At 35.1% G+C, this 16180-nt stretch carries 18 protein-coding genes; 9 read left to right on the forward strand and 9 right to left on the reverse strand.

Annotated features, from left to right (window positions below):
• A partial coding sequence (locus ACY651_RS10480) for an anti-sigma factor domain-containing protein (protein WP_462252434.1) occupies window positions 1-526 on the forward strand: 526 nt, incomplete at its 5' end.
• Between the two features lie 192 nt (window positions 527-718).
• Window positions 719-1279, forward strand: a complete 561-nt coding sequence (locus ACY651_RS10485; RefSeq protein ID WP_462252436.1) for a fasciclin domain-containing protein — start codon at window positions 719-721, stop codon at window positions 1277-1279.
• 49 nt (window positions 1280-1328) lie between these two features.
• Here the strand turns inward: ACY651_RS10485 and ACY651_RS10490 are convergent, their stop codons facing one another.
• On the reverse strand, window positions 1329-1883 hold the full coding sequence (locus tag ACY651_RS10490; protein ID WP_462252438.1) for a GNAT family N-acetyltransferase: 555 nt from the start codon (window positions 1881-1883) through the stop codon (window positions 1329-1331).
• A gap of 44 nt (window positions 1884-1927) precedes the next feature.
• Between ACY651_RS10490 and ACY651_RS10495 the strand changes: the two genes are divergently transcribed.
• Complete coding sequence (locus tag ACY651_RS10495; RefSeq protein ID WP_462252440.1) at window positions 1928-4750, forward strand: TolB-like translocation protein; 2823 nt, start codon at window positions 1928-1930, stop codon at window positions 4748-4750.
• 16 nt (window positions 4751-4766) lie between these two features.
• On the opposite strand, the gene ytxJ is transcribed toward ACY651_RS10495, so the two are convergent.
• A complete protein-coding gene (ytxJ, locus tag ACY651_RS10500; RefSeq protein ID WP_462252442.1) occupies window positions 4767-5093 on the reverse strand; it encodes a bacillithiol system redox-active protein YtxJ in 327 nt (108 codons plus the stop codon).
• A gap of 303 nt (window positions 5094-5396) precedes the next feature.
• On the opposite strand from ytxJ, the gene ACY651_RS10505 reads away from it, so the two are divergent.
• The 3 genes from ACY651_RS10505 (at window position 5397) to ACY651_RS10515 (ending at window position 8610) form a co-directional block, all read left to right on the forward strand.
• A complete protein-coding gene (locus ACY651_RS10505) occupies window positions 5397-6167 on the forward strand; it encodes an exonuclease domain-containing protein (RefSeq protein WP_462252444.1) in 771 nt (256 codons plus the stop codon).
• 74 nt (window positions 6168-6241) lie between these two features.
• A complete protein-coding gene (locus ACY651_RS10510; protein ID WP_462252446.1) occupies window positions 6242-7036 on the forward strand; it encodes a polyprenol monophosphomannose synthase in 795 nt (264 codons plus the stop codon).
• A gap of 167 nt (window positions 7037-7203) precedes the next feature.
• On the forward strand, window positions 7204-8610 hold the full coding sequence (locus ACY651_RS10515) for a carboxypeptidase-like regulatory domain-containing protein (protein WP_462252448.1): 1407 nt from the start codon (window positions 7204-7206) through the stop codon (window positions 8608-8610).
• A gap of 110 nt (window positions 8611-8720) precedes the next feature.
• Here ACY651_RS10515 and xerD read toward each other — a convergent pair whose 3' ends face one another.
• Window positions 8721-9617, reverse strand: a complete 897-nt coding sequence (gene xerD / locus ACY651_RS10520; RefSeq protein ID WP_462252450.1) for a site-specific tyrosine recombinase XerD — start codon at window positions 9615-9617, stop codon at window positions 8721-8723.
• 147 nt (window positions 9618-9764) lie between these two features.
• Here xerD and ACY651_RS10525 point away from each other — a divergent pair, with 147 nt between their 5' ends.
• A complete protein-coding gene (locus tag ACY651_RS10525; protein WP_462252452.1) occupies window positions 9765-10271 on the forward strand; it encodes a YkgJ family cysteine cluster protein in 507 nt (168 codons plus the stop codon).
• A 108-nt stretch (window positions 10272-10379) separates the two neighbouring features.
• On the opposite strand, the gene ACY651_RS10530 is transcribed toward ACY651_RS10525, so the two are convergent.
• Window positions 10380-10736 carry a YraN family protein gene (locus tag ACY651_RS10530; RefSeq protein ID WP_462220198.1) on the reverse strand — a complete coding sequence of 119 codons (357 nt, stop codon included), beginning with the start codon at window positions 10734-10736 and terminating at the stop codon, window positions 10380-10382.
• A 292-nt stretch (window positions 10737-11028) separates the two neighbouring features.
• On the opposite strand from ACY651_RS10530, the gene ACY651_RS10535 reads away from it, so the two are divergent.
• On the forward strand, window positions 11029-11604 hold the full coding sequence (locus ACY651_RS10535; protein WP_462252454.1) for a DUF6580 family putative transport protein: 576 nt from the start codon (window positions 11029-11031) through the stop codon (window positions 11602-11604).
• A gap of 49 nt (window positions 11605-11653) precedes the next feature.
• Here ACY651_RS10535 and ACY651_RS10540 read toward each other — a convergent pair whose 3' ends face one another.
• The 5 genes from ACY651_RS10540 to ACY651_RS10560 all read right to left on the reverse strand — a co-directional run bounded on the left by ACY651_RS10540 (window position 11654) and on the right by ACY651_RS10560 (window position 14653).
• Window positions 11654-12325 carry a Dph6-related ATP pyrophosphatase gene (locus ACY651_RS10540; protein WP_462252456.1) on the reverse strand — a complete coding sequence of 224 codons (672 nt, stop codon included), beginning with the start codon at window positions 12323-12325 and terminating at the stop codon, window positions 11654-11656.
• Window positions 12312-12785, reverse strand: a complete 474-nt coding sequence (gene rnhA / locus ACY651_RS10545) for a ribonuclease HI (RefSeq protein ID WP_462252458.1) — start codon at window positions 12783-12785, stop codon at window positions 12312-12314. Before rnhA ends, ACY651_RS10540 begins: the two co-directional genes overlap by 14 nt.
• A gap of 78 nt (window positions 12786-12863) precedes the next feature.
• Window positions 12864-13733: an alpha/beta hydrolase gene (locus ACY651_RS10550; protein ID WP_462252460.1), complete on the reverse strand. Its 870-nt coding sequence runs from the start codon at window positions 13731-13733 to the stop codon at window positions 12864-12866.
• A gap of 286 nt (window positions 13734-14019) precedes the next feature.
• Window positions 14020-14334 (reverse strand): pyridoxal-dependent decarboxylase, encoded by a 315-nt coding sequence (locus tag ACY651_RS10555; RefSeq protein WP_462252462.1) that lies wholly within the window; start codon window positions 14332-14334, stop codon window positions 14020-14022.
• A 7-nt stretch (window positions 14335-14341) separates the two neighbouring features.
• Window positions 14342-14653, reverse strand: coding sequence for an aminotransferase class V-fold PLP-dependent enzyme (locus ACY651_RS10560; RefSeq protein WP_462252466.1), 312 nt, complete (start codon window positions 14651-14653; stop codon window positions 14342-14344).
• Window positions 14654-15022: 369 nt separating this feature from the next.
• Here ACY651_RS10560 and ACY651_RS10565 point away from each other — a divergent pair.
• Window positions 15023-16180, forward strand: a 1158-nt coding sequence (locus tag ACY651_RS10565) for a DUF3943 domain-containing protein (protein WP_462252464.1), incomplete at its 3' end; no start/stop codon positions are given.

Below are 16180 nucleotides of genomic sequence, written 5' to 3' on the forward strand. Positions count from 1 at the left end.
CAAAGTGGTTGCCTTTAAAAATTACTGGAAATTTGCAGCAGCTGCATCAATTATTTTACTTGCAGGCAGTGCAATAATGAACGTGATGTATTATAACAAGTATAATACAGCGAGTAAAGATTTAAAAGATACACAGCAACAGCTTGCACAAGTACAACAGCAAACTGATGACATGAAAACTGATTTGGGTATTGTACAAAGCAAATACAGTATTCCTGTTGCGTTACAAGGCCAGCCAACTTTACCTGAAGCAACTGCAAAAATTTACTGGATGAAAAATACCGGTGATGTAATGGTAGATGCCAGTAATTTACCCGATGCACCAGCCGGTAAACAATACCAGTTTTGGGCTATTGTAGATGGTGTGCCTGTTGATGGAGGTTTAATAATTACCAATGATAAAGGCAAAAAATTCCGCATGCAACCCATGAAAGCATTTGGAAGAGCCGAAGCTTTTGCTATCTCTTTAGAAAAAGAAGGAGGCAACCCTACACCAACTGCTGTAGTTAGTATGGGCAAAATCTAATGCTCATTTTTTAATCTCATATAATTTTTTTATTTTCTATTTTTCAATTGCAATATTGTTTTATTACTGCATTGTTATTGTGTAAAATTCTTCAACACAAAATATTTTTTATAAAAAAAACAATCCATTCTTTTTCATCTGCCGTAAATGTTTCTGTAAATAAATAATTAAAACAAACTTAAAAACACATTTATGAAACAGGTTAAAAAATTTCTTTTTGGAGCAATAGCAATGTTATTTGTTAATGCATCATTTGCACAAATGGAAAAAACAGTTATGGTAGGTGGGGCAGCAATGTATCCATCTAAAAATATTGTTGAAAATGCAGTAAACAGTAAAGACCACACTACATTAGTTGCCGCTGTAAAAGCTGCCGGCCTTGTAGAAACATTACAAAGCGCAGGACCGTTTACCGTATTTGCACCGACGAACGAAGCCTTTAATATGTTACCTGCAGGTACTGTAGATAATTTATTAAAACCAGAAAGCAAAGCAGCTTTAACAGGTGTATTAACTTACCATGTGGTTTCAGGTAAATACACTTCAAAAGATTTAGCAAAGTTAATTAAGGATGGTAATGGCACCGCTACAGTAAAAACTGTTGCAGGCGGAAATTTAATAATTATGATGAAAGGAAATAAAATTGCCATTAAAGATGAAAGTGGTGGTGTGGCTTACGTAACTATTAAAGATGTTAATCAAAGTAATGGTGTAATACACGTGGTTGACCATGTGTTGTTACCAAAAATGTAAATTAATAAACCCAAACGCAAATAAGCCCCGTTCTTAATTGAACAGGGTTTTATTTTTTGTTTAATAAAGAATAAATAGCACTGTCTAAAAATTTACCTCTGAAAAAATAATCTTCTTTAAAATAAGCTTCTCTTACAAAATTTAATTTTTCTAAAAGGCCTGCAGATGCTGCATTACCGGGGTTAATATGAGCTTCTATACTGTGCAGATGAATAGTATTAAATCCAAAATCAATAACCGCTTGCAGTGCTTCTTTCATTAAACCGGTTTTCCAAAAATCGGGGTGCAGCATATAACCCACTTCGGCACGGTAGTGTGGTTTTATTATTCTCCAAAAACCAATGCTGCCAATTAATTTTCCAGGATTTTCTTTTACACTTATCTTCCAGGTAATGCCTTCATTATTTATTTCATCATCAGTAATACGTTTTATTAATGCTGCTGTTTCTTCTAAAGTTTTCGTTCTTTCTTTGTCAATATATTCCATTACTTTTTCGCTGCTGCGTAACAGTAATAATTCGGGGGCATCTTCTTTTTGTATGCTGCTCAGTAATAACCTTTCGGTAATAATTTCAGGAAAAGGAGAAAAATTTGGTTCAAGCATTTGCAGTAATTTATTTTATCAATAATGATTTGTATTTTTAAGCTATGATAAAAGTAAAACTTATTGCTACTTCCGTTATAGTTTTTTTATTACCATTTATTTGTATGGCTCAAAATTTTGGTGGTAATGCTCCTTCAGTAAAATGGAAGCAAATAAACACCTCAAAAGCAAAGATTATTTTTCCGCAGGGTTTAGACAGTCAGGCAAACCGCATTGCCAATGTGGTACAGTTAATGGACAGTGCTACATCAAAAACAATTGGTGGCAGCCAGCGCAAATGGAATATTATTTTACAAAATCAAACCACTATTCCTAACGCCTACGTTCGTATGGCACCAATAATGAGTGAATTATTTATGACACCCGGCCAGGATAATTTTAATACCGGAAGCGTACGATGGGATGACAATTTAATTACCCACGAAAACCGGCACATGCAGCAGTTCAGTAATTTTAATAAAGGGCTTACCAAATTATTTTCGTTTTTTTTAGGGCAGGAAGGACAGTTGTTTGCCAACGGACTTTTTTTACCCGACTATTTTTTTGAAGGGGATGCAGTATGGCAGGAAACTTTAGTAAGTGCACAGGGTAGGGGAAGGATGCCTGCTTTTTTCAATGGCTTTAAATCGCTTTGGTTAGAAAATAAAAAGTACAGCTGGATGAAATACCGCAGCGGTTCTTTAAAAGATTTTGTACCCGATCATTATCCGTTGGGATATATTTTGGTGGCCTATGGGTATGAAAAATACGGAGAAAATTTTTGGAATAATGTTACCAATGATGCGGTAAGGTTTAAAAGTTTTTTTAACAAAGCCATAGAAAAGCATTCGGGTGTACCGTTTAAACAGTTCAGGCAGGATGCTGTAAATTTTTTTAAAGAAAAATCTTTTTTAGAAGAAAAAACAACAACAGACTATAATTACCTGACAGGTATTAAAAAAAATAATGTCATTGATTATCTCTTCCCTAATTTTATTGGAGATGACAGTATTTTGGTAACTAAAAAATCGTATAAAGAAATAGAAGCCTTTTATTTATTAGCAAATGGCAAAGAAGAAAAAATAAGAGTGAAAAATTTAGCGATAGATGATTATTATTCTTATAAAAATGGTAAAGTGGTTTACGCATCTTACCAATCTGATCCACGTTGGGGCAACAGGGATTACAGCGTACTTCAATTGCTGGATATAAAATCTAAACAGCAAAAGCAATTAACTTTTAAATCAAAATATTTTTCGCCTGATATAAATGCTGAGGGCAACGAAATACTGGCAGTAAGTGTAAATACTGATGGTACCAATAATTTGCACCGCTTAAATGCAACAACAGGAGAAGTAATATTAAAAGTGCCTAACCCACAGAATTATTTTTTTACACAAACAAAATATGTAAACAATACAGCTGCAGTATCTGCAATAAGAAATCCCGAAGGGAATATGGCGTTGGTAAAAGTTGATTTAACAAATGGTACAACAGAATTACTTACACCTTTTTCTTTTAACGTATTGGGGTATCCTTCTGTAAAAAATGATACAGTCTATTTTAGCCGCATGGATAATAATGCTGATAAAATTTTTGCAGTATCATTAAAAGATAAAAAAATATTCAGGTTAACCAATAACAGTAATGGTATCTATCATCCTGCAGCAAATTCAAAGGGAGAATTGGTATTCACTTCTTTTACAGCAGAAGGTAACCGTTTATCAAAAGCCATCGTAAATCAATTGCAGTGGCAAAAAGTTACAGCAGTTGATTTTATTGCCATCCCCGATTTATATACAGCCCGTGCTTTAAAAAAAGAAGGAGCCCGTAGTTTATATGCTTTAACCGAAAAACAAAATGCTATTACAAAATATAAAAAGTCATCTTATCTTTTTAATTTCCATAGCCGCAGGCCGGTAATTGGCGATCCGGAATTTGGCTACAGTTTATACAGTGATAATGTACTCAGCAGTTTTAGTAATATTTTAAGTTATACTTACAACCGAAACGATAAAAGCCACACCCTTGGTATCAGTAGTGTATTTGCAGGATGGTTCCCTGTATTAAGTGTTGGGGCAGAGGAAAGTTTTAACCGTACAATAGATACTGCATTGGGTAAGTCAATAATATTTAATTCGGCTACATTAAAAACAGGGTTTTCAATTCCTTTAAATTTTATTGGCGGACGAACAAATAAGTTTTTAAATTTTGGAGCCGGGTATAATATTGAGCAATATCTTTATTCAGGTATAAGTAAAAATATTTTTAATAACAAAGCCATCAATTACGGCAATGCATTTTTTTCTTTTAGCAATGTAAGTCGCAGGGCAGTGCAGTATATTAATCCAAGATGGGCACAAAGTATTGCAGTTAATTACAGGGATGCATTTAATTTTAGAAACAGTCATAAATTGGTTGCAAACACAGCGCTATATTTTCCAGGGTTTGCAGTAAATCATAGTTTGGTAATAAATGGTGCTTATCAAAAAAGAGATACCTTACCTGATTTATTCAGTAATATTTTTTCTTTTGCAAGAGGTTACGAAGCATTAAGCACGAGACGGATGTATAAGTTAGGATTCAATTATCATTTTCCATTGTGTTATCCCGATTGGGGTGTTGGCGGAGTAATTTATTTTCAACGCATAAGGGCCAATGCTTTTTATGATTATAATAATTCATTGGCAAGATTTAGTAATGGCAGATTAACAGAAATTATTAATCGCAGTACTGGGGCAGAATTATATTTTGATACTAAAGTTTGGAATTCGTTACCCGTAAGTATTGGAGTAAGGTTTGCTCATTTACTGGATACCGATTTATTAAACCCCGGAGTAAAAAACAGGTGGGAAATTATTGTGCCCATTGGACTAATACCAAATTAGTTTTACAAAAGTACAATCATGCCTGCTCCACAATATCATCCATCATAATGCCGCTGTGGCTTTCATCGTAAACACATGCGCCATTTTTAATCAGCAGCACCTGCGGCGACTCATGAAATACAGAAAAATTTTCGGCTACTTTGTTAGACAGCTGGCGGTTTTTTATCAGGTCGAGGTAATAGAAATCAATATTATCGGGCTGAGTACTTCTTTCTAAACGGCCTTTTGCCATGCTGCTTATACTGCAGCGGGTGCTGTGTTTAAAAATTAATTGAGGCTTATCTTTCGATAATTCTTTTATGCTGTTCAACTGCTCTTCATCATTTAGCTCAATCCACGTCATAAAAAAACTTAATTAATGAATAATACCTTCGGTACCCGGGCATCCGGCTTTGCGACTGGTAGTACAACTGTTAAAAACTACTGCCATTAATAGTAGAGCAGCAAAAACAAAAAATAATTTTTTCATCATATAAAATTTCAGGTTAAAAATCTTTTTTGTAACTATTAGTTAGTGCAAAGATAAATTACCAAGGCTAAACGGCGAAATTAGCTATTTTATTACCTTTCTTCTTTAATAAGTGTAAAAACTACCCTATTTTTAACCTTATTTTTCAATAATTTATGATTTAAACCTCAAACAAACATGTTACAACTTACAAGGCCTATTGCATTTATCGATTTGGAAACAACAGGAGTAAGCCTTTCAACCGACCGTATTGTGGAAATTGCCGTAATAAAATTACTACCCGATGGCAGCCGCCAGGTAAAACGCAAATTGCTTAATCCGCAAATGCCCATTCCAAAAGTAACCAGCGATATACATGGCATTACCGACGAAATGGTAAAAGATGCACCCACTTTTAAGCAGGCAGCAAACGAAATAAAAGTATTTATCGAAGGATGCGATTTAGGCGGCTATAACAGTAACCGTTTTGATATTCCTATTTTAATGGAAGAGTTTTTAAGAGTAGGCATAGACGTAGATTTGAGTAAAAGAAAAATGGTGGATGTGCAGCATATTTTTTATACTATGGAACCCCGTACACTAACGGCGGCCTATAAATTCTTTTGCGAAAAAGAATTGGTAGATGCACACAGTGCCGAAGCAGATGTTAGCGCAACAATAGATGTTTTTTTAGCACAGCTTAAAAAATATGAAAATTTAGGCAATACTGTAGAATCTGTTTTAAGTGCCATTGGCGAAGAAAAAATTGTGGATTATGCCCGCCGCTTTAGCTTTGATGATAAAGGAGTTGAAATTTTTAATTTCGGAAAATTTAAAGGCCGGTCGGTTGCCGAAGTATTAAAGGCTGAGCCTCAGTATTATGACTGGATGATGAGAGGCGATTTTCCATTGCACACCAAACAAAAATTAACCGAAATATTCAACAGAACCCTGTTAAAAAACAATTAATTATCCACGCTAACCAATATGTAAACGGTACATTAAGTTATTTTTTGTAAATTTGAGATAGCAAAAAACATGCGTTGGAAAAACTAGTCATCATACCTACATACAACGAAAAAGAAAATATCCAAAATATTATTGGTGCAGTAATTGGTTTGGGCCAGCAGTACCATGTTTTAATTATTGATGATAATTCACCCGACGGCACTGCCTCTATTGTAAAAACATTATTTGCAAAATATCCCGGGCAACTATTTTTAGAAGAACGCAGCGGTAAATTAGGTTTGGGCACAGCATATATTTTTGGTTTTAAATGGGCTATCGATAAAGGCTATCGTTTTATTTTTGAAATGGATGCCGATTTTTCTCACAACCCCAAAGATTTAGAAAGATTGTACGATGCCTGCAAAGATGGAGCAGGTGTTGCCGTAGGATCGAGATATGTAAAAGGCGGAGCAGTACAAAACTGGCCCGCCAACAGAATACTTTTATCAAAAGGCGCTTCGCTATATACACAAATTATTACGTGGATGCCGGTTAAAGATCCCACTGCCGGTTTTGTTTGTTACAAAAGAGAAGTTTTGGAAACCATTAATTTAGATGGCATTTCTTTTGTTGGTTACGCCTTTCAGATAGAGATGAAATTTGCTGCCTGGAAATTAGGTTTTAAAATTACTGAAGTGCCCATCATTTTTATCGATAGGGAACTGGGCGCCAGCAAAATGAATAAAGGCATAATAAAAGAAGGGGTTTTAGGCGTATTGCAATTACGCTGGCAAAGCATCTTTAAAAATTACCGTAAAAAAGTTACCAATACCGTTTACACCAACTCCGTTTCGTTTCAACAGCATGAAGTATTGCTGGAAAGGAAGTAATTTTTTGTTACAAACTAATATTCCTGATTTGACATTTGTGGCGACGCTCCGTTCAACTGTAACTCACTATTCAACTTTTATCTAAGCGTAAAAAAAAGGATTTATTTTTTTTATTTCTTTTATGTAATCCCAAAAATGGCTGCATCAGTATAGAAAACCTAACTGTAATGCAAAAAATTCAACTATCTATTCCCGAGCCTTGCCATCAGAACTGGAACGAAATGACTCCCACGCAGCAGGGCCGCTTTTGCAACAGTTGCGCCAAACAGGTGGTTGACTTCAGCTCCATGAGCGACACACAGGTACTCCACTATTTCTCCAGTATAAAAAACGAAAATGTTTGTGGACGGGCCTATCCCGATCAATTAGAAAGAGCTATCAGTATTCTAAAAGAACCAAAGAAGAAATTGTTTTGGTACTGGAATTATATAACCATGTTGTTCCTTTTCTTTTCAAAAACCAATACTGCAAAAGCACAGGGAGGAGTAAAAGTTGTTGAGGAATCTAAAATAGATGCAGCTAAAAAAAATAGAATTACAAAGGGAGAAATAGCCGTAAACACTTACAGGATCATAACAGGAAAAATAATTGATGAAGCAGGGCAGCCGTTAGCTGGAGCTTCAATAATAATAAAAGGCTCAAAGAATGGAACAAGTGCAGATGTAAATGGATTTTATAAAATTAATGTTGATACGAAAACTGATATTCTTGAGATAACCGCAGTGGGTTTTGAAAGGAAGGAAATAAAATTGACAAGTTTAAACAGCTTTGATATTATACTTAGCAAAATGGAAATTGAATTATTGGGAGCATTAGTTATAACGTCTGTAAAAATTGATGAACAAGGATATGTTTACACTCCAATACCACCAAAACATATTGCCATAATTGAAGTGAGAGATAATGCAACACTGCTGCCAATTAATAAGGCATCTGTAGTTATAAAAAGAATTGGAGCAAGCCAATCAGATGCTGTTTTTACAGATAAAAAAGGCATTTATAAATTAAGAAAAATTGAAGAAGGCTCAAAATATTCTATAACTATTACAGCAGCTGGTTTTAAAGAAGAAGAGATACAAATTACCTGTAATGACTTTGATGAAAGAAAAATAACTAAACAAATATTTTTAGAAAAGTTACCAGAACTAGCTGACTATAAAAAAATGGATTCAGTTCTAGTAACTTCTTATGGAAATGGAAGGAGGTTTTGCAGAGTGATGGGATCCATTAGTATGGTTAGTGAACAAAGACAATCAATTTTAAAAGATACACTTAAAACAAGAGTTTCAACATGGGTTTCAAAAAATACCAGCGCAGTAAAAATTTATCCCAATCCAATACAAAGAGGTAATTCATTTTCACTTTCGCTTAAATTAAAGCAAGCCGGGATGTACAACATTCAAATTGTGGATGCCGCTGGCAGGGTTGTTTTACAAAAACAAACTGTTGCTCTTGCAAAAACACATACCGAACAAATGCAAACCAACAGCATTTGGAGCAGCGGTATTTATTATGTTAGAATATTTAATGATAAAAATAATTTTATAAGCACCAATAGTTTTAGTCTTCAGTAGTAATGGTTGTTTACGCCGGTCATGATGTCTGCCTAACTTAGTAATCAAATTGGCGGCATCGGACCGGTTTTTTTTACATGGTCTGACGTGCCGTCTGACCATGTAAAAAACTATTTAAATGCCGGATGAAATTGCTGCAATGTATCTCGTAAATATTCTCTGTCTAAGTGCGTATAAATTTCCGTAGTGGTAATACTTTCGTGACCCAGCATTTCCTGCACAGCCCTTAAATCGGCACCACCTTCCACCAAATGTGTGGCAAAAGAATGGCGAAAGGTATGCGGTGAAATACTTTTAGTGATGCCAGCTTTTTTTGCCAGTTCTTTTAAAATTAAAAAAATCATTACACGGCTGAGCTTACTTCCCCTGCGGTTTAAAAACAATATATCTTCCTGGTCTTTTTTAATGCTGATGTGTACCCTTATATCATCTTTATAAATTTTAATAAATTTTATGGCATCACTGCCAATGGGTACCAGTCTTTCTTTATCGCCTTTACCAATTACCCTTATAAAACCAACATCCAAATACAAACAACTCATTTTTAAATTCACCAGTTCGCTTACACGTAAACCACAGCTGTACAAAGTTTCAAGCATAGCTTTATTGCGGCCACCTTCCGGTGTGCTTAAGTCAATCTGACCAATAATTTTTTCTATTTCATCAAAACTCAACGTATCGGGTAATATGCGTTTTAGTTTCGGGGCTTCTAATAAAACAGTAGGGTCGGCGCTGGTAATTTGTTCCAGCAAACAATATTTATAAAAACTGCGCAGCCCCGAAATTATTCTTGCCTGCGATGATGCAGTCATTCCTAACTCTGCCACCCATTTTACAAAAAGCTCCAGGTCTTTAAGGGTAACTTTATCCGGCGATTTTATTTCCTGGGTTAATAAAAAAGTAGTGAGCTTATCAATATCATGCAGGTATGCTTCTACAGAATTATCTGCTAAAGATTTTTCTAATTGCAACCAGGCTTTGTAACCTTTTTTATAAGCGTCCCACATAAAATTTCGTCATTGGTCATTAAGGCATTAGAGCTTTTCAGGTATTTTTTCTTTCTTATAACAGTAAAATATGCCCATTAGTCTATTTAAAACAATTATACACTATTTTCGCTGCTTAAATTTCATTTACAGTATTTAAAATTTATTATGCAGCCAGTAAATCTCCCTTCCTTTAAGCGAAAAATGAAGCTTAATAAAAGAAGAATGAAAACTTTTCTTACCAAAACAGAAAATAATCCGCCCAAAGGGTTGGATAAATTAACTGCCGCTTTAGAACCCGAAGTTTGGGCGGAGATTGACTGCCTTACCTGCGCCAATTGCTGCAAAACCATGACGCCTACTTATACCAAAACTGATATACAAAGAATTTCCGCACACTTTAAGCAAACACCGCAGCAGTTTAGCGATCAATGGTTAATTTATGAAAAACGTGATAAAGACTGGCAAAATAAAAAACAGCCCTGCCAGTTTTTAAATTTAAAAGATAATAAGTGTTCTATTTATGAAATACGGCCTTTAGACTGCTCCGGTTTTCCGCATTTGCCTAAAAAGAAAATGGTGGATTACATGCATGTACACAAACAAAATATTGAATACTGTCCGGCAACATATAAGCTGGTAGAGAAAATGATGGAAGCAGCTGGAAAATTTTAGATTTCGGATTTCGGATTTATGATTTTCTTTGATTTACAAAGGTCTTTTGTAAATGGCAGGGTACTTAAAATTTAAGGAAATCCGAAATCAGAAATCGCAAATCCGAAATCACAAAAACACGTCTTCAATAAAAAAATATTCCACCGGTTCATTTTTTAAAATGGTAATAGAAAGAATATCAAACTGAATTCTTTTCCATTGAGGGAATTGGTATAAAAATTCTTCTGAAGCATTTATTAAATTCTGAATTTTCTTTTTTGAAACGGCTTCTTCGGGATGGCCGAATTTTTTGGTACGCCGGGTTTTTACTTCTATAAAATGCAGCACATTTTCTTTTGCAGCAATAATATCCACTTCCCAATGGCTGTGCCGCCAGTTTTGATGCAATAGTGTAAAGCCATTTTCAGTAAAATATTTTACTGCCATTGTTTCGCCTGTGCTGCCGGTTTGGTTATGCTGTGCCATTTTTCAAAGATAATTTAAACGGAACAACCATAGGGTTCTTGCAAAACTCTTGGAGGGTTTCCTTTCTTATTTAAAAACTCTTTAAATTAACCCTCCAAGAGTTAGTTAAACAAAACTTCTGGAGGGTTTCCTTTCTTATTTAAAAACTCTTTAAATTAATCCTACAAGAGTTATAGGCCCTCCAAGAGTTATTGGCAATTAAAAGAGTAATTAACAACCTGAGGATAATTGCAGTTACAAAATGATGCAGGGGAAATATTATTGCTTATTTTTGCCGAAATAATTATAACAAATGAAGACTCAAAATAAGCAATTGATATTTTCGGCAGCGGCACTGATATTAGTAGCAGCAATTTCAAGGTTAATTCCGCACCCGCCTAATTTTGCACCCATTGCATCACTGGCAATTTTTGGTGGCACTGTAATTACCAATAAAAAGTATGCACTTATTTTACCCTTAGGTACTTTATTACTGAGCGATATTTTATTTGAATTATTTACCAGTACACCAGGTTTTTATGATATAAGCCAGACATTTGTATATGGTGCATTTATATTAATTACTTTTCTTGCTACACAAATTAAAAAAGTAAATACTAAAAATATTTTGTTTGCCTGCGTTTGGAGTGGTGTAATATTTTTTATACTTTCTAATTTTGGAATGTGGTTAACTGGGATTTATTACCCAAAAACATTTAATGGATTAATGGCATGTTATGCAGCTGCAATACCGTTTTATAAAAATGAACTTTTCGGTAATATGCTGCTGAATACTTTTATGAGTAATTTCTTTTTTACAGCTTTACTTTTTGGTGCTTATGCAATAATAAAGAAAACGGTATTCTCAGCAAATACACAGGTAGCCTGATAAGTAGTAAATAAATTATTTTAAAACCTGCCGCTGTAAACGGCAGGTTTTATTTTGCCTGCAACTTTGTAAACCAATATTTTTCATGCAGTATTTTATCTGTAACTATAACCTCAACAGGGTTTGTAAAAAGCGGGCAATCTAAAACCAGGGTATGAAATTCACCATTCTCACCACAAACATCCACACCTGCACTTCTTAAATCAGTTACACAATTTTCATCTATCAATCTTCCTAAAAAATCGGGTCCCATTAATTCGTTACAGCTTACAATGATTGTTTTTATACCAGCATCAAGCATTTGCATAACTAATTGCTCTCTGTCTTGCTGCCATAATGGTAATATTGCACTCAGGCCAGCATTGGCGCAAACTTTTTCTTCCCAGTCCCGGTGAGCTTGTAAATCAATATCACCAAATACTGCATACGTTAAACTATAATCATTTTTAAGTTGCTGTAATGTGGCAGTAAATTTTGTTTCATAGGCTGCCCAGCTGCTGGCTACTAACTGTATGGGTAAGCCGGCGGCCTTAGCCTGTAATTGTAAAATGGCAGCAGGTATGCCATGGCTTCGGGATATTTGCCCGTCTTCATTTAAAACATTTAATAAAACTGAAGGGGTATAGTTATTTTTTATTACCTGCATTAATGCAAAGCAACTGTCTTTACCACCACTCCAGCTGCAAACTGTATTTTTATTTGCTTCATTATTTTTTTTCATATTCATTTTCTTCGTACCATTCATCAATAAGTAAATCTTTTCCATCTGCAGCAGCTGTGGCCAGTTCATCGCAACGGTTGTTAAAAGGATTAGTAGCGTGGCCTTTTACCCAATGCATCGTAATTTTAAATTGTCTCGATATTTCGTAATAGTGTTTCCATAGATCACTGTTTTTTTTGCCGCCTTTAAAGTTTGTTTTTATCCAGGTGTTAAGCCACCCTTCACTAATTGCCTTTACCACATACTGGCTGTCGGAATAAATATGTACCGGATGTTCTGCTTTTTTTAAAGCTTCCAATGCAGTAATAACGGCAAGTAATTCCATACGGTTATTAGTAGTAAGCCGGTAACCTTGCGATAATTCTTTACGGTGATTATTCCACAATAGTAAAACGCCGTAACCGCCGGGGCCGGGGTTGCCTCTTGCTGCACCATCGGTGTAAATATTTATTGTACTCAAGTGTTGTAAATTATTTCAGCGCTAAGTTAACTGTACTGTTAATGGAGAAAAAATAATTTTATTTTTGTAAGGAATAAATTATTTATTATTTACAGGATACAAAATTCTCAGTGCATTAAATATTGCCTGATGTGTAATGGTGGCATGATCTTCCTGTGGTAAATAATCAAAATACACTGCAACGTTTTTACTTTTTGTATGCTGAATTTTTTCTGCTAATATATTTGCTTCTACTTCCATCACGTGTGGTATGTCGGTGGGCGCAAGCCCTTCTTTTCCCACGCCAATATAAATATCAGTTTGGGACAAAAAATTCTCTTTTAAAATTTCAGGAGAATGTTTTAATAGCGAACCATTATCCCACCAAAGGCTGGGGCTTATAATAATATATTTATTAAACATTGATGGTTTTGTAAATAAAATTTCAGTTGCTAAGAGGCCGCCTAAAGATTGGCCAATAATTGTTTTTGAAGTATTGGCTTTATATTTTTTTTCGATAAAAGGCTGTAATTCTTTTTCTATAAAAGCAATAAATTTATCAGAATGCCCTGTGGATGGAGATTTTTTTTTATCAGCTTCAACTGTGGTGGGGAAAGTAAAATCTCTTCTTCTGTCTTTGTTAGAAATACCCACAACAATTGATTTGGGCACACGGTTTATCCACGAAAAAGTATTAAACTGAATTAAACCCACCACATGTATAAAATCTTCATCTGCCGAACCATCTAATAAGTATATAACAGGGTAGGTGGCGGTATCGTTCTTATTATAACCTTCGGGCAGATAAATATTTAAAATTCTTTTTTCTGCTAATTCAACAGATTGAATTTCTTCTATAACACCTAACACAAATGGTTTACTGTTATCTTTTGCTGCTGGTTTATTATTCTGGCAAAAAGAAAATGGAGCATTTAGCGTAAGTATAAAAACAGCAATTAGTATTTTCATTATTTTAATATTTGTGTAAGTATAAATTATGTACTTACACATAAATTTACTGCAAAACAAGTAAACGTTTTTAATATAAAAGAGTAAAATATTTTCATTATCAAACTTTACTCGCCTGCTATTTCTTTATTGGCTATTTTAATGATAGTGGCAGAACATACTTCAATATCTTCTGCTATTGTCATCCACGACGATACACTTATTCTCATTGCAGTCATTCCTTTCCATACGGTGCCGCCACACCAGCAGGTGCCATCTTCCTGAATTTTTTTAATAATCCTGTTTGTTAACTCACTATCACCAAAAGAACAAGTACCTGGTTGAGCGTAACAGTATTTAACATTTTAAATCCGGCCTTTTTTAAATTATCAGCAAATAATGCAGCATAAGTACAACAGCGTTCAATCAACTCCGCCACTCCTGTTTGCCCTAACGAATACAATGCCGCCCAGGTTTCAATACCTCTTGCCCGTCTCGACATTTCCGGGGTATAAAAACTAGGTTCAGCTTCAATTGAACTGGGTAAATATGCAGCACTTATCGAGAGAGCTTCCTGAAGAATTTTTGCATCCTTACAAATTATTACACCACTATGGCCCACGAATCTGCTAATTCACATCCCTCTGCAAGTTTAGATTTTTCGGGAGAAACCCTTGCCCACAAACCAAAGCACCATCTATATGTACATATGCTCCTTTTTCTTTTGCTATCAGGCAAATATCTTTAATCGGGTCAATTGCTCCCGTCTTTACATTGCCTGCCTGTAAACAAACTATTGTTGATTCATCTAATACCGGCATTTTTTCGGCAATTATTGCATCATGTTCGTCTGTTGCAACTTTTATTATATTGTCTGCACCAAATCCTGCAAGCATTAAAGCCTTCAGCATACTTGCATGAATTTCTTCGCCAGAAATAATGCGGAGTGGTGGAGTGCCATTAAGCCCTTTGGCCTTACTGTTCCAGCCTTTATTTTTTTATTGGAGTTAAATCAATATTTTAAACCATACTAAGTGCAAAAAATATAAAAGCTGTAAATCTGACAGTGTCCCAAAATTTCCCCAATCTATTTTCGAGAAAGGTAAAAACAGCTGTAATTATTTTTACCGATAAAAATTTCCTTCTCGATTGTGCTAAATATTCTATACCGATATCGGTTGTACTTATACAAAGCGGCAGTTACCAGCATAAACGCCGTATAATTTAAATATGGCACGTTTGCTGATATAGCATAGTAAACCCGCTGCAGTAAAAGCCGGTAGGTAATCATTTAAAGTTTAAAAAATTACATGAAAAAAAATTTCACGCTGTTTTTTTTGATCCTGTTATTGAATTATACAAAAGCCCAAAATAGCGATACTGTTATAACCGTAATTTCCATTGACAGTTTATCACTCCTTTTAAGAGACACCACAATTACTTTTACAGACAGCAGTAAGTATAATAAGTATGGCGATTTGTTGAATGATGATCCGGCATTTAATCCAAAATATGCCTGGTGGAAACCCGCTGTAAGGGTTTTGGCAACAGACGTGTTTAACTGGGGCATTGCCCGCTATGTTTATAAATTTGACTGGGCAAAAGTTAGTACTAAAGACTGGAAAAATAATATAAAGAAAGGACCGGAATGGGATGTAGATGGGTTTGGAATAAATTTTATTGGTCATCCCCACACCGGAAATTTTTATTATAATGTTGCCCGTTCTAACGGGTATTCTTATTGGCAATCGATACCTTATGTAATACAAGGCAGTGTGTTGTGGGAGTACCTGGGAGAGAATACCAGGCCTTCTTATAACGACCTTATTAATACACCCATAAGCGGAATGTTTTTAGGCGAAATTTTTTACCGGCTCAGTTCTAATGTGCTCGATGATCGTAAGAGGGGCGCCGAAAGGGTGTTTAGAGAAATTTTAGCAGGTATCATTAATCCACCCCGGGCATTAAACCGTTTAACGCAACGAAAAATGTTCAGGGTAACAACAAAAGAGGTATATCAAAAAGCACCATTGAATATTTTATTAGCCGGCGGCATACAGGTAATAAACGATAAAGTGGCTAACGATAATAAGTTTGGTACAGGTACCAGCACCGCAATAGTAAACCTGCAATTGGATTACGGCGATCCGTTTGAGGTGGTAAAAAGAAAACCTTTTGATGTTTTTAGATTACGGGTAGAGTTAAGCGACAGGAAGGACAAAAACTTTTTAGATCATGTAAATGGTTATGGTTTGTTAGCAGGCAAAAATTTAAAACCAGAACGATTATTAGGAGGGATATTTCAGCATTACGATTACTGGCGCAACAGTATTTTCCAGGTGGCCTCACTGGGCTTTGGTGGCGGTTTAATTGCACGTATACCCGTTTCTAAAAAATCCAATTTGTATTCGGCATTTCATTTGGCAGTGGTGCCGTTTGCTGGCAACAATACTCAATTTGGTCCTGAT

The sequence above is a fragment of the Ferruginibacter sp. genome (assembly GCF_031391665.1).
Classification (GTDB): Bacteria; Bacteroidota; Bacteroidia; order Chitinophagales; family Chitinophagaceae; genus Ferruginibacter.

What these genes read in the sequence shown, in the direction of transcription:
- ACY651_RS10540 (WP_462252456.1), bottom strand. Translation starts at nt 12,325, where the DNA reads ATGAAAAAAAATAATGAAGCAAATAAAAATACAGTTTGCAGCTGGAGT.
- xerD (WP_462252450.1), bottom strand. Translation starts at nt 9,617, where the DNA reads ATGTGGGACGCTTATAAAAAAGGTTACAAAGCCTGGTTGCAATTAGAA.
- ACY651_RS10515 (WP_462252448.1), top strand. Translation starts at nt 7,204, where the DNA reads ATGCAAAAAATTCAACTATCTATTCCCGAGCCTTGCCATCAGAACTGG.
- ytxJ (WP_462252442.1), bottom strand. Translation starts at nt 5,093, where the DNA reads ATGACGTGGATTGAGCTAAATGATGAAGAGCAGTTGAACAGCATAAAA.
- ACY651_RS10550 (WP_462252460.1), bottom strand. Translation starts at nt 13,733, where the DNA reads ATGAAAATACTAATTGCTGTTTTTATACTTACGCTAAATGCTCCATTT.
- ACY651_RS10490 (WP_462252438.1), bottom strand. Translation starts at nt 1,883, where the DNA reads ATGCTTGAACCAAATTTTTCTCCTTTTCCTGAAATTATTACCGAAAGG.
- ACY651_RS10530 (WP_462220198.1), bottom strand. Translation starts at nt 10,736, where the DNA reads ATGGCACAGCATAACCAAACCGGCAGCACAGGCGAAACAATGGCAGTA.
- ACY651_RS10495 (WP_462252440.1), top strand. Translation starts at nt 1,928, where the DNA reads ATGATAAAAGTAAAACTTATTGCTACTTCCGTTATAGTTTTTTTATTA.
- ACY651_RS10505 (WP_462252444.1), top strand. Translation starts at nt 5,397, where the DNA reads ATGTTACAACTTACAAGGCCTATTGCATTTATCGATTTGGAAACAACA.
- ACY651_RS10525 (WP_462252452.1), top strand. Translation starts at nt 9,765, where the DNA reads ATGCAGCCAGTAAATCTCCCTTCCTTTAAGCGAAAAATGAAGCTTAAT.
- ACY651_RS10535 (WP_462252454.1), top strand. Translation starts at nt 11,029, where the DNA reads ATGAAGACTCAAAATAAGCAATTGATATTTTCGGCAGCGGCACTGATA.
- ACY651_RS10485 (WP_462252436.1), top strand. Translation starts at nt 719, where the DNA reads ATGAAACAGGTTAAAAAATTTCTTTTTGGAGCAATAGCAATGTTATTT.